Annotated in this window: 11 protein-coding genes; 9 read left to right on the top strand and 2 right to left on the bottom strand. The window is 60.2% G+C overall.

Translation table 11 applies throughout. The features are described from left to right. The first annotated feature begins 489 nt into the window (after positions 1 to 489). Genes ACYZTZ_RS00560 through ACYZTZ_RS00550 form a run of 3 tightly spaced genes read left to right on the top strand, consistent with a single transcriptional unit; the run spans position 490 to position 4,093 of the window. Positions 490 to 2,049: an ABC transporter ATP-binding protein gene (locus tag ACYZTZ_RS00560; protein ID WP_461996904.1), complete on the top strand. Its 1,560-nt coding sequence runs from the start codon at positions 490 to 492 to the stop codon at positions 2,047 to 2,049. Positions 2,050 to 2,060: 11 nt separating this feature from the next. Continuing rightward, positions 2,061 to 3,167 carry an ABC transporter permease gene (locus ACYZTZ_RS00555; protein ID WP_461996903.1) on the top strand — a complete coding sequence of 369 codons (1,107 nt, stop codon included), beginning with the start codon at positions 2,061 to 2,063 and terminating at the stop codon, positions 3,165 to 3,167. Continuing rightward, positions 3,167 to 4,093 (top strand): ABC transporter permease, encoded by a 927-nt coding sequence (locus ACYZTZ_RS00550; RefSeq protein ID WP_461996902.1) that lies wholly within the window; start codon positions 3,167 to 3,169, stop codon positions 4,091 to 4,093. The genes ACYZTZ_RS00555 and ACYZTZ_RS00550 overlap by 1 nt, the downstream gene beginning before the upstream one ends. Before the next feature lie 60 nt (positions 4,094 to 4,153). Here ACYZTZ_RS00550 and ACYZTZ_RS00545 read toward each other — a convergent pair whose 3' ends face one another. Continuing rightward, a complete protein-coding gene (locus ACYZTZ_RS00545; protein ID WP_461996901.1) occupies positions 4,154 to 4,600 on the bottom strand; it encodes a hypothetical protein in 447 nt (148 codons plus the stop codon). 82 nt (positions 4,601 to 4,682) lie between these two features. Here ACYZTZ_RS00545 and ACYZTZ_RS00540 point away from each other — a divergent pair, with 82 nt between their 5' ends. The 3 genes from ACYZTZ_RS00540 to ACYZTZ_RS00530 all read left to right on the top strand — a co-directional run bounded on the left by ACYZTZ_RS00540 (position 4,683) and on the right by ACYZTZ_RS00530 (position 7,361). Continuing rightward, positions 4,683 to 5,033, top strand: coding sequence for a MerR family transcriptional regulator (locus tag ACYZTZ_RS00540; protein ID WP_462000629.1), 351 nt, complete (start codon positions 4,683 to 4,685; stop codon positions 5,031 to 5,033). Between the two features lie 25 nt (positions 5,034 to 5,058). Next, positions 5,059 to 5,745, top strand: a complete 687-nt coding sequence (locus tag ACYZTZ_RS00535) for an SDR family oxidoreductase (protein ID WP_461996900.1) — start codon at positions 5,059 to 5,061, stop codon at positions 5,743 to 5,745. A gap of 257 nt (positions 5,746 to 6,002) precedes the next feature. Continuing rightward, complete coding sequence (locus ACYZTZ_RS00530) at positions 6,003 to 7,361, top strand: 8-oxoguanine deaminase (protein WP_046044710.1); 1,359 nt, start codon at positions 6,003 to 6,005, stop codon at positions 7,359 to 7,361. Positions 7,362 to 7,487: 126 nt separating this feature from the next. On the opposite strand, the gene ACYZTZ_RS00525 is transcribed toward ACYZTZ_RS00530, so the two are convergent. Further along, a complete protein-coding gene (locus tag ACYZTZ_RS00525) occupies positions 7,488 to 8,576 on the bottom strand; it encodes a calcium:cation antiporter (protein ID WP_461996899.1) in 1,089 nt (362 codons plus the stop codon). A 296-nt stretch (positions 8,577 to 8,872) separates the two neighbouring features. On the opposite strand from ACYZTZ_RS00525, the gene ACYZTZ_RS00520 reads away from it, so the two are divergent. The 3 genes from ACYZTZ_RS00520 to ACYZTZ_RS00510 all read left to right on the top strand — a co-directional run bounded on the left by ACYZTZ_RS00520 (position 8,873) and on the right by ACYZTZ_RS00510 (position 12,100). Next, on the top strand, positions 8,873 to 9,955 hold the full coding sequence (locus ACYZTZ_RS00520) for a BMP family ABC transporter substrate-binding protein (protein ID WP_461996898.1): 1,083 nt from the start codon (positions 8,873 to 8,875) through the stop codon (positions 9,953 to 9,955). Between the two features lie 143 nt (positions 9,956 to 10,098). Continuing rightward, positions 10,099 to 11,064, top strand: a complete 966-nt coding sequence (locus tag ACYZTZ_RS00515) for a 2-oxoglutarate and iron-dependent oxygenase domain-containing protein (RefSeq protein ID WP_461996897.1) — start codon at positions 10,099 to 10,101, stop codon at positions 11,062 to 11,064. An 82-nt stretch (positions 11,065 to 11,146) separates the two neighbouring features. Continuing rightward, positions 11,147 to 12,100: an adenosine deaminase gene (locus ACYZTZ_RS00510; RefSeq protein WP_056746142.1), complete on the top strand. Its 954-nt coding sequence runs from the start codon at positions 11,147 to 11,149 to the stop codon at positions 12,098 to 12,100. Positions 12,101 to 12,182 lie beyond the last annotated feature (82 nt).

Raw genomic sequence — 12,182 nt, 5'->3', positions numbered from 1 at the left:
TTTGCCCACATCTACTGTGCACCCGGCTGTGGATAACCTGAGCACACCCGGCTGTAACCCTTCTGTCATGCGGCTTTGCGGGCTTTGCTCACTTTTCGTCCAATCCACCATCAAAAAAGCTAAATCCACGTAAAAACAATCAGTTAGAGCGGTTTATCACCTTTAGAAGAAAGCCGCACAGTGCTTATGCCCGAGCGTCGGGCTTGCGCACAAATACTGTGGAGCAATCTGTGGATAACCCGTTCATGGCTGTCGCCGCCCCATGTCCGGTATGGCTTGCCGCCAGTTGCTCGTTTTTTGACCAAACACCCTGAGCAAAACCGGAGCCTGATCAACGGCGCTGCCCTCAAGTGGTGCCTGGTTCGGGATCGACATAGGGCAAGGCGCCGTCCTCAAAGCCTTTATCTGTAACGCATTTGATTTTTTCTGACTCAATGGCCAGGAAATTGCTGTGTCCACCGGCATCACTTCAATCGACCCGAGCCTGTCATGCCTAACCCCGTGCCGATCCCCGATCCAACACCTCGTCTGCAACTGCGCAGAATCAGCAAGCGCTACCCCGGTTGCCTGGCCAACGATGCTATCGACTTGAGCATAGCCCCTGGCGAAATCCATGCCCTGCTTGGCGAAAACGGCGCGGGTAAAAGTACGCTGATGAAGATCATCTACGGCGTCACCCACGCGGACTCGGGTGAGATGAACTGGCAAGGGCAACGCGTGACTCTGCGCAACCCGGCTCAGGCTCGTAGCCTCGGGATCGGCATGGTGTTCCAGCATTTCTCGCTGTTCGAGACGCTGAGCGTGGCGCAGAACATTGCCTTGGCGATGGGCGCGGCGGCTGGTACACCGAAACAGCTTGAGCCAAAGATTCGTGAAGTCTCCCGGCGCTACGGCATGGCGCTGGAGCCGGAGCGACTTGTCCACAGCCTGTCGATCGGCGAACGCCAGCGGGTGGAAATCATTCGATGCCTGATGCAGGACATCCGCCTGCTGATTCTCGATGAGCCGACCTCGGTGCTGACTCCACAGGAGGCCGACGAATTGTTCGTCACCTTGCGCCGACTGGCGGCCGAGGGATGCAGCATTCTGTTTATCAGCCACAAACTCGGTGAAGTTCGCGCGTTATGTCACAGCGCCACGGTGTTGCGCGGCGGTCGGGTGGCCGGGCATTGCGTGCCGGTCGAGTGTTCGGATCGGCAACTGGCGCAGTTGATGGTGGGTGAAGCGGCAGAGTTGATTACCGATTATCCGAAGGTGATCGGCAGTGATGTCTTCTTGAGTGTGAGCGGATTGTCCTGGCACAACCCGGACCCGTTCGGATGCTCGCTGAATGACATTGAGCTTGAAGTGCGCAGCGGTGAAATCGTCGGCATCGCCGGTGTCGCGGGCAATGGTCAGGATGAGTTGCTGGCCCTGCTCAGCGGCGAAGAACCGCTCAGCCGCAACGACGGCGCAACGATCAGTTTCGCCGGGCAACCGGTGGCGCATTTGCGGCCGGATGCACGGCGCAAACTGGGCCTGGCCTTCGTCCCCGCTGAACGTCTGGGTCACGGCGCAGTGCCGGACTTGAGCCTGGCGGACAACGCCCTGCTCACCGCCTTTCAACAAGGGCTGGTCAGCAACGGACTGATCCAGCGCGGCAAGGTCGAAGCGCTGGCCGAAGAAATCATCCGTCGCTTCGGGGTGAAGACGCCCGACACCCAGACACCGGCCCGCAGCCTGTCCGGCGGCAACTTGCAGAAATTCATCCTCGGCCGGGAAATCCTGCAGCAACCGAAACTTCTGGTGGCCGCGCACCCGACCTGGGGCGTGGACGTCGGCGCTGCCGCGACCATTCACCGGGCGCTGATTGCCTTGCGCGACGCCGGCGCGGCGATTCTGGTGATCTCCGAAGACCTCGACGAACTGTTCCAGATCAGCGACCGCCTCGGCGCCTTGTGCGGTGGTCGATTGTCACCGCTCAAGCCCACGGTCGACACCCGCCTGATCAATGTCGGCGGCTGGATGGCCGGCCAGTTCGACGCTCCTCAATTACGTGCAATGGTTTAACGGAGTTTCACATGCTGCTTTCTCTCGAACCCCGTGGCCAGCAATCGCAACTGATGTTGTGGTGCTCGCCGTTGCTGGCGGCGGCCCTCACATTGGCCTGTGGCTCGCTGCTGTTTATTGCGCTGGGGCATGACCCATTGCTGACTTTGCACACCTTGCTGATCGCCCCGGTCAGCGACCTGTATGGCGTCTCCGAACTGCTGGTCAAAGCGCTGCCGATTCTGCTCTGCGCGTTGGGGCTGGCGGTGGCGTACCAAGCGCGAATCTGGAATATCGGCGCCGAAGGTCAGTTGCTGCTTGGCGCGCTGGCCGGCAGTGCGCTCGCTGTGAACATTATCGGCATGGAGAGTCGCTGGGCACTGGTGTTGATCCTGCTTGTCGGCACCCTGGCCGGTGCCGCGTGGGCCGGGCTGACGGCGTGGTTGCGTACGCGATTCAACGCCAACGAAATCCTCACCAGCATCATGCTCAATTACATCGCCCTGAACCTGTTGTTGTTCTGCGTGCATGGGCCGCTGAAGGATCCGGCCGGGTTCAACTTTCCCGAGTCGGCGATGTTCGGTGAGGCCAGTCGTTTGCCTTTGTTAATGGAGGACGGTCGGGTTCACGCAGGCGTGTATTTCGCCTTGCTCGCATTGGTGGCTGTGTGGGTGTTGCTGCAGAAAAGCTTTATCGGGTTCCAGATCAAAGTGCTCGGGCTGGACAAGCGCGCAGCGGGGTTCGTCGGGTTTCGCGAGAAGCGACTGATCTGGCTGGCGCTATTGATCAGCGGAGGATTGGCGGGGCTGGCCGGGGTGTGTGAAGTCACCGGGCCGATCGGCCAATTGGTGCCTCAAGTCTCGCCCGGTTATGGCTATGCCGCAATCACCGTGGCGTTTCTCGGGCGGTTGAATCCCGTCGGGATTCTGTTTTCCAGCCTGTTGATGGCGTTGCTGTACATCGGCGGCGAGAGCGCGCAGATGAGCATGAATCTGCCCCAGGCAATCACCCAATTGTTCCAGGGAATGATGCTGTTTTTCCTGCTGGCCAGTGACGTGCTGATTCTCTACCGACCACGCTTGAACCTGCGCTGGTCCCGTCGTGCACAAGCCACCGCCGTACACGCAGGAGCGCTGTGATGGATATCGATCTGCTGAGCAATATTTTCTACGCCATGGTCCGTTGCGGCACGCCGCTGCTGTTGGTGGCGCTGGGCGAACTGATCTGCGAGAAGAGCGGCGTTCTGAACCTCGGCCAGGAAGGCATGATGCTGTTTGGTGCCGTGATCGGTTTTATCGTCGCGCTGAACAGCGGCAACCTGTGGCTCGGCGTGTTGCTGGCGATGCTTGCCGGGATGCTGTTGTCGTCCCTGTTTGCGCTGGTGGCGCTGGTGTTCAACGCCAATCAGGTGGCCACCGGGTTGGCGCTGACGATCTTCGGCGTGGGCCTGTCGACCTTTGTCGGCGCGGCGTGGGTCGGTAAACCGCTGGCGGGTTTCGAACCGGTGGCGATTCCTTATTTGAGTGAAATCCCGCTGATCGGACGGATGCTGTTTGCGCAGGATCTGCTGGTGTATGTGTCGTTCGCGCTGTTTGCGCTGGTGGCCTGGGTGATTGTGAAAAGTCGCGTCGGGCTGATTATTCAGGCGGTCGGAGAAAGTCCGGATGCGGCCAGTGCCATGGGCTTGCCGGTGTTGGGCGTGCGCACATTGGCGGTGCTGTTTGGCGGGGCGATGGCCGGGTTGGCCGGGGCTTACTTGTCGCTGGCTTATACGCCGATGTGGGCGGAGAACATGAGCGCCGGCCGGGGCTGGATTGCCCTCGCACTGGTGGTGTTTGCCAGTTGGCGGGTGTGGCGGTTGCTGCTGGGGGCGTATCTGTTCGGGCTCGCCAGCATCCTGCATTTGGTGGCGCAGGGGTTGGGGCTGGCGATTCCGTCGAGTCTGCTGGCGATGCTGCCGTATGTCGCGACCATTGTGGTGTTGGTGCTGTTGTCGCGGGATGCGGTGCGTACGCGGTTGTATGCGCCGGTGTCGTTGGGGCAACCGTGGCAGGCTGGGCATTAGCGGTTGCCTGCACCGGCCTCATCGCGAGCAGGCTCGCTCCCACAGTAGTCCGGGTTTAACTCAGGATTGCGGGTCGACACGGATCCCCTGTGGGAGCGGGCTTGCTCGCGAAAGCGCCCGAACAGGCAACACCTGAGCTACGCCCCACGCCAATTCAAAGAACAGGAAAATCGCCAACAAAGAGCTGGCGCCATGGAGCAAGGCATACAGCTGCCAAGCCGAAAACAGAAATCTACCGACCACGTCATACCGCCCATACACCTGCTGCGGATCCCGAATCCGCAGCACCGCCCACACGCAGACAATCGACCCCAACAGATTGGCCATCAGCAGGTGCATCGGCTCAAACGGCGGCAGCTCGCCAGACAAGTTGAACGCCTGACTCACACTCAACAAAACGCCATGCAACGCCGCAAAACTCCACGGCGTGACAAACGCCACCATGACGATCAAGTCATACCAGGCGCTACCCTTCACCAACCGGCGATATTGCGTTGAAGTCCACATCCGTCTTGCTCCGTAAACTCAGGGAGCAACAAGGCTAAAGCCTGGAGTATGCTCCAGGGTCAAGCCCTCTCGAGACGTCATGATGCGCATTGGTGAATTAGCCCAGGCCAGCGCCGTCAGCCGCGACACGCTGCGCTTCTACGAGCAACGCGGGTTGATTGCGGCGCAACGCAGCGCCAACGGTTACCGCGACTATCCGGCGGACATGGTGCAACTGGTGCAGTACATCAAGACCGCTCAGCGATTGGGCTTTACCCTCGGCGAGATCGGCAACAGCGTCGCTGCGATATGGCAGTCGCCCGATCCGGACAGCGCCGTCACGCAATTGCTGCAAGACAAACTCAAACTGATCGAAACCCAAATGGAAGAACTCGGCGCGCTGCGTCAGGAGTTGCAGCAACGGCTCGGTCAGCGTTGTCCATTAAATCCGTGATCCTCATTTTTCAAGGAAGCCACTTATGTCTACGGCAAAAACCGCACTCATCATCGGCGCCTCCCGAGGCTTGGGCCTCGGGCTGGTGAAAACCCTGCTGGCCGACGGTTGGCAAGTCACCGCCACCGTGCGCAACCCGCAGAACGCCGAAGCCTTGCAGGCCTTGGGCAAGGTGCGGATCGAAAAACTCGACATGGACGATCAGCAGGCAGTCATCGCCCTCAGCCAGCAGCTCAAGGGCGAAGTGTTTGACCTGCTGTTCGTGAATGCCGGGGTCAAAGGCCCGGAAGTTCAAACGCCGGGCGGTGCGACCCTGGCCGAGGTCGGCCAACTGTTCTTCACCAATGCGGTGGCACCGATCAACCTGGCCCAGCGCTTCGTCGGGCAGATTCGTCCGGACAGTGGCGTGCTGGCATTCATGAGTTCGGTGCTGGGCAGCGTGACCATGCCGGATGCGCCCGAACTGGCGCTGTACAAGGCCAGCAAAGCGGCGCTGAACTCGATGACCAGCAGCTTCGTCACTCAGTTGGGCGAGCAGAAACTCACCGTGCTGTCGCTGCATCCGGGTTGGGTGAAAACCGACATGGGCGGTGAAGGCGCTGACATTGATGTGGACACCAGTACGCGTGGGTTGGTCGATCAGGTGAATGCGCATACCGGCAAGGGCGGGCATCATTTTGTGAATTACAGGGGTGAAACCATTCCTTGGTAATCACCACCATCTACTGTGGGAGCGGGCTTGCTCGCGAAGAGGGAGTGTCAGTCGACATCAATGTTGCATGACGCACCGCATTCGCGAGCAAGCCCGCTCCCACATGGGGTTATGCGTCGTCTGGTCGGGCCGGGCTTGCCTGCGATGCTTTTTTGATTGAGACTCCGCACCTCGTCCCCGCGACGACCCTGGATCAGCAGACAGGGTAATCACTGAGCTGGCTAACCTGAACCCAACTTTCAGAGGAGCCGGCCAACATGCCTGCGACCCGTACCTGGTTAAAAAATCCCCTCGCGATCTTCACTGCCAATGGCCTCGATGCCCGTGGCGGCCTGGTGCTGCAAGACGGTTTGATCGTCGAAGTGCTCGCCGCCGGCCAGCAACCGTCCGCACCCTGTGGACAAGTCTTCGATGCCCGCGAGCATGTGATCCTGCCGGGACTGATCAACACCCATCACCACTTCTATCAAACCCTGACCCGCGCTTGGGCACCGGTGGTCAATCAGCCATTGTTCCCGTGGCTGAAAACTCTCTACCCGGTCTGGGCCCGCCTCACACCTGAAAAACTCGCCCTCGCCAGCAAAGTCGCGTTGGCCGAGTTGCTGCTGTCTGGCTGCACCACCGCGGCCGACCACCATTACCTGTTTCCCGAAGGCCTGGAAAATGCGATCGACGTGCAAGTCGAGAGCGTCCGCGAACTGGGCATGCGCGCCATGCTGACGCGCGGTTCCATGAGCCTCGGTGAAAAGGACGGCGGCCTGCCGCCGCAGCAGACCGTGCAGGAAGGCGAAGTCATCCTCGCCGACAGCCAACGCTTGATCGCCGAGTACCATGAACGTGGCGACGGTGCGCAAATCCAGATCGCCCTCGCGCCGTGCTCGCCGTTCTCGGTGACCCCGGAAATCATGTCCGCCAGCGCCGAACTGGCGAACAAACTCGACGTGCGCCTGCACACCCATCTGGCCGAAACCCTCGACGAAGAAGACTTCTGTCTGCAACGCTTCGGCTTGCGCACCGTGGATTATCTGGACAGCGTCGGCTGGCTCGGCCCGCGCACCTGGCTCGCTCATGGCATCCATTTCAACCCGGATGAAATCGCTCGCCTCGGCGCCGCCGGCACCGGGATTTGCCATTGCCCGAGTTCGAACATGCGCCTGGCTTCCGGCATTTGCCCGACCCTGGACCTGACCGCTGCCGGCGCGTTGCTGGGCTTGGGCGTGGACGGTTCGGCGTCCAACGATGCGTCGAACATGATGCTGGAAACCCGTCAGGCGCTGTACATTCAGCGGCTGCGTTATGGCGCCGAGAAGATCACCCCGGAACTGGTTTTGGGGTGGGCGACCAAGGGTTCGGCGAGTTTGCTCGGGCGTACCGATATCGGCGAACTGGCGGTGGGCAAGCAGGCGGATCTGGCACTGTTCAAGCTCGATGAGCTGCGGTTCTCCGGCAGTCATGATCCGGTGTCGGCGTTGCTGCTGTGCGGCGCTGATCGTGCAGATCGGGTGATGGTTGGCGGCAAATGGCGAGTAATCGATGGGCAGGTTGAAGGGCTGGATTTGAAGGGGTTGATTGCCGATCACAGCCAGGCGGCTCGGCAGCTAATCGCCGGCACCTGACACAACACAATCCAACCCTGTGGGAGCGAGCCTGCTCGCGAAAGCGGACTGACATTCAACATCTATGTTGACTGATCCGCCCCCTTCGCGAGCAGGCTCGCTCCCACAATGGGTTTTGTGGTGTGTTCAGAGACCGAGCAGCGACAACATGATGAACGTCGCAAACAGCACAAAGTGGGTCATGCCTTCGATGGCATTGGTTTCGCCATCGTTGAGGTTGATCGCGCTGACGATCAGGGTGAGGAAGACCATCACGGTCTGCACCGGGGTCATCGCCATCTGGAACGGCTGGCCGGTATAGAGCGCCATCGCTTCCATCACCGGCACCGTCAGGATCACCGTCGACAGCGACGCGCCCATGGCGATGTTGACCACCGACTGCATGCGGTTGGCCAGAGCCGCCCGCAACGCCGTCAGAATCTCCGGCGCCGCCGAGATTGCCGCCACCAGGATCGCAGTGATCACCGGCGGTGCGCCCGTCCCTTCCAGGCCCAGGTCGAGGGTTTTGGACATCACTTCGGCCAATGCGCCGATGACCACCACGCCAAACACCAATGTCCCGATACTCAGCGCCAGATTGATGGGTTCAGGTTCTTCCTCCGGGACTTTCTTTCGACGCTTTTCCGGATAGCTGTAGCTGAAGAAATAACTGTGCGGCCCGACCTGCATGCGCAGGAACAGGGCGTAGAGCACGATCATCGCGCCGATGGTGAAGCCTGAATAGAGTTTCCAGCTGGCCTCGGGAATGAACTCCGGCACCACCATGGACACACCCATGGCGGTGAGGATCATCACGCTGTAGCTACGGGCAGAGTCGTCGTTGTAGGACTGTTCGCCGTGCTTGAGCCCGCCCATCAACGCAGCTAGGCCGAGGATGCCGTTGATGTCGAGCATCACCGCCGAATAAATCGTGTCGCGTACCAGGGTCGGCGAGGCTTCGTTGCTCATCATGATCGCCAGGATCACCACTTCCACCAGCACGGCGGCCAGGGTCAGGATCATCGTGCCGTAAGGGTCACCGACTTTTTCTGCGAGCAGCTCAGCGTGATGGGCGACGCGCATGGAGGCAACGACGATGAACGCGATCAACACCAGGCCTGCGGTGAGCGCGATGGGCTGACCGCTGTGCAGCATCCAGTGTTCCAGCGGATAGGCGACGACGGCGGCGAGCAGGGCCAGCAGCAGAAACTTTTCTTGCTTGAGGAGTGTGAGCATTGCGGGCCTTTTTGCCGAGTGAAGCGAAACCAGGGTGATGAGCTACTGACTGTGGGGCGGCGCTAACGTTTCGTTACACCTTAGCGCACCAGTGGATGGCAACGAGTTCAGGGCGTGCACTTTTATTGGTATTGCGGGCCCCTTCGCGAGCAGGCTCGCTCCCACATTGGAATGCGTTCTCCTGTGGGAGCGAGCCTGCTCGCGAAGGCCGTTACGCGGATTCGGCATTTGTTGTCCTGTTGGTCAGCAACTTGCATTGGCCTTGCCAACCTCACAACAACATGGAGTTCGAATTCATGCACAAACGTCCGTTGAAGAAGCTGCTTTGCGCCGTTGCGGCGGCCATCGGTCTGAGCGCCAGCCTGACCGCCAGTGCCGCCGACCCGCTGAAAGTCGGCTTCGTCTACATTGGTCCGATTGGCGACCACGGCTGGACGTATCAGCATGAACAGGGGCGCAAGGCGCTGGCGGAAAAATTCGGCGACCAGATCACCACCAATTATGTGGAGAACGTTGCTGAAGGCGCCGACGCCGAGCGGGTGATCCGCAACATGGCCAAGGACAAGTACGACCTGATCTTCACCACGTCCTTCGGCTACATGAACCCGACCCTGAAAGTCGCCAAACAATTTCCCATGGTGACCTTCGAACACGCCACCGGCTACAAGCAGGACAAGAACCTCGGCACCTACCTGGCGCGCACCTATGAAGGTCGCTACGTCGGCGGTTTTCTCGCGGCGAAGATGACCAGGACCAAGAAGATCGGTTACGTCGCGTCCTTCCCGATCCCGGAAGTGATCCGCGACATCAACGCCATTCAACTGGCCCTGAACAAGTACAACCCCGGCACCGAGATCAAAGTGGTGTGGGTCAACTCCTGGTTCGATCCGGGCAAAGAAGCCGATGCCGCCAATGCGTTGATTGATCAGGGCGTGGATGTGGTGTTCCAGCACACCGACAGCCCGGCACCGATCCAGGCGGCTGAACGTCGCGGCGTGTATGCCGTGGGCTACGCTTCGGACATGGCGCACTTCGGGCCGAAAGCGGTGCTGACGTCCATCGTCAACGACTGGGGCCCGCACTACATTCAGGCGACCCAAAGCGTGCTCGACCACACGTGGAAGTCGCTGGATTACTGGGGTGGTTTGAAGGAAGGTACGGTTGAGTTGCCGATCAGCGATCTGGTGCCAGCGCCGGTGAAAGCCGAGGCAGAGCAGATCATTGCCGACATCAAGAGCGGTGCTTTCCACCCGTTCACCGGGCCGATCAAGGATCAGGCGGGCGTCGAGAAAATTGCGGCGGGCGCGACGGCGAGCAATGCGGAGCTGGCATCGATGAACTACTACGTTGAAGGCATGAAGGCCGACATTCCGAAGTAATCCCAGCGCCAGACACAAAACCCTGTGGGAGCGAGCCTGCTCGCGAAGGCGGACTATCAGTCAACTTGGATGTTGAATGTGATGGCCTCATCGCGAGCAGGCTCGCTCCCACAATGGATTTTCATCGCTTTCAAGGATTGTGCATGAACAGTCTTCCTATCATCGACATCGCCCCGCTCTACACCCATGACCCATCCGCCTGGCAATCAATCGCCACGCAAATCGACCACGCCTGCCGCGAGTGGGGCTTTTTCTATATCAAGGGTCACCCAATCCCTTCTGCGCGCATCGACGCCGTGCTCGACAACGCCCAACGTTTCTTCGCCCTGCCCGCCGCCGAAAAACTCAAGATCGACATTACCCAAACCCGCCACCACCGCGGTTATGGCGCCATCGCCACCGAACAACTCGACCCGAGCAAACCCAGCGACCTGAAAGAAACCTTCGACATGGGCCTGCACCTGCCGGCCGATCACCCTGAGGTGCTGGCGGAAAAACCGCTGCGCGGCCCCAACCGTCATCCGTCGATGCCCGGCTGGGAATCGCTGATGGAGCAGCACTACGTCGACATGCAGGCCTTGGCCCTAACCCTGCTACGGGCCATAACCGTGGCGCTGGGCATCAAGCGCGACTTTTTCGACACCCGTTTCGTTGAGCCGGTCAGCGTGCTGCGGATGATTCATTACCCACCGCGCCACACCGCCAGTTCCGAAGAGCAGCAAGGCGCCGGCGCCCACACCGATTACGGCTGCATCACCCTGCTGTATCAGGATGCCGCCGGCGGCCTGCAAGTGCGAAACGTTAAAGGCGAGTGGATCGACGCGCCGCCGATCGACGACACGTTCGTGGTCAACCTCGGCGACATGATGGCGCGCTGGAGCAACGACCGTTACCTGTCGACGCCGCACAGGGTGATCAGCCCGCTGGGCGTGGACCGTTACTCGATGCCGTTCTTCGCCGAGCCGCACCCCGACACGGTCATCGAATGCCTGCCCGGCTGTCAGGATGAACGGCACCCGGCACAGTATCCGGCCACCACCTGCGCCGAATTCCTGCTCTCGCGCTTCGCCGATACCTACGCCTATCGACGGGAACAGGAAGCGCTGTGATGAACCGGCTGGTCAGGTTTTGCTAATTGTTTCCACGGGCATCTGTAGAATGCTCGCCATCTGCACCTGATGAGAAAAGACTATGTACGACTGGCTGAACGCCCTGCCCAAGGCAGAACTGCACCTGCACCTTGAGGGTTCGCTGGAGCCTGAGTTGCTGTTCGCCCTGGCCGAACGCAACAAGATCGCCCTGCCGTGGAGCGATGTCGAAACCCTGCGCAAGGCCTACGCCTTCAACAACCTGCAAGAGTTTCTCGACCTGTATTACCAGGGCGCCGACGTGTTGCGCACCTCTCAGGATTTCTACGACCTGACTTGGGCCTACCTGTTGCGTTGCAAGGCGCAGAACGTGATTCACACCGAACCGTTCTTCGACCCGCAGACCCACACCGACCGTGGCGTGCCGTTCGAAGTGGTACTCAACGGCATCGCCGCCGCGTTGAAGGATGGCGAGCAGCAACTGGGCATCACCAGCGGTTTGATCCTGAGCTTCCTGCGCCACTTGAGCGAAGAAGAAGCCGAGAAAACCCTCGACCAGGCGCTGCCGTTCCGTGATGCGTTTGTGGCTGTCGGTCTGGACAGTTCGGAAATGGGTCACCCGCCAAGCAAGTTCCAGCGCGTGTTTGATCGTGCCCGTCACGAAGGCTTCCTGACCGTCGCCCATGCCGGTGAAGAAGGCCCGCCCGAGTACATCTGGGAAGCCCTCGACTTGCTGAAAGTCCAGCGCATCGACCATGGCGTGCGCGCCATCGAAGACGAACGTTTGATGCAGCGGATCATCGACGAGCAGATCCCGTTGACTGTGTGCCCGTTGTCGAACACCAAGCTCTGCGTGTTCGATCACATGTCTCAGCACAACATTCTCGACATGCTCGAGCGTGGCGTGAAAGTGACCGTGAACTCGGATGACCCGGCGTACTTCGGCGGTTATGTCACCGAGAACTTCCACGCGTTGTACACCCATTTGGGCATGACCCAGGATCAGGCCAAGCGATTGGCGCAAAACAGCCTGGATGCGCGGCTAGTGAAACCATAAGGTTCACCGCAATCCAATGTGGGAGCGGGCTTGCTCGCGAAGGCGGAGTGTCAGTCAACGATGATATCGACTGGCATACCGC

The sequence above is a fragment of the Pseudomonas sp. LB3P58 genome (assembly GCF_054897895.1).
The sequence above is the reverse complement of the archived record's forward strand: the minus strand, read 5'-3'. Positions and strand labels throughout refer to the sequence as shown.

Coding starts and splice junctions, on each gene's coding strand:
- ACYZTZ_RS00555 (WP_461996903.1), top strand. CDS start 2,061: ATGCTGCTTTCTCTCGAACCCCGTGGCCAGCAATCGCAACTGATGTTG.
- ACYZTZ_RS00525 (WP_461996899.1), bottom strand. CDS start 8,576: ATGCTCACACTCCTCAAGCAAGAAAAGTTTCTGCTGCTGGCCCTGCTC.
- ACYZTZ_RS00560 (WP_461996904.1), top strand. CDS start 490: ATGCCTAACCCCGTGCCGATCCCCGATCCAACACCTCGTCTGCAACTG.
- ACYZTZ_RS00550 (WP_461996902.1), top strand. CDS start 3,167: ATGGATATCGATCTGCTGAGCAATATTTTCTACGCCATGGTCCGTTGC.
- ACYZTZ_RS00545 (WP_461996901.1), bottom strand. CDS start 4,600: ATGTGGACTTCAACGCAATATCGCCGGTTGGTGAAGGGTAGCGCCTGG.
- ACYZTZ_RS00530 (WP_046044710.1), top strand. CDS start 6,003: ATGCCTGCGACCCGTACCTGGTTAAAAAATCCCCTCGCGATCTTCACT.
- ACYZTZ_RS00515 (WP_461996897.1), top strand. CDS start 10,099: ATGAACAGTCTTCCTATCATCGACATCGCCCCGCTCTACACCCATGAC.
- ACYZTZ_RS00540 (WP_462000629.1), top strand. CDS start 4,683: ATGCGCATTGGTGAATTAGCCCAGGCCAGCGCCGTCAGCCGCGACACG.
- ACYZTZ_RS00520 (WP_461996898.1), top strand. CDS start 8,873: ATGCACAAACGTCCGTTGAAGAAGCTGCTTTGCGCCGTTGCGGCGGCC.
- ACYZTZ_RS00510 (WP_056746142.1), top strand. CDS start 11,147: ATGTACGACTGGCTGAACGCCCTGCCCAAGGCAGAACTGCACCTGCAC.
- ACYZTZ_RS00535 (WP_461996900.1), top strand. CDS start 5,059: ATGTCTACGGCAAAAACCGCACTCATCATCGGCGCCTCCCGAGGCTTG.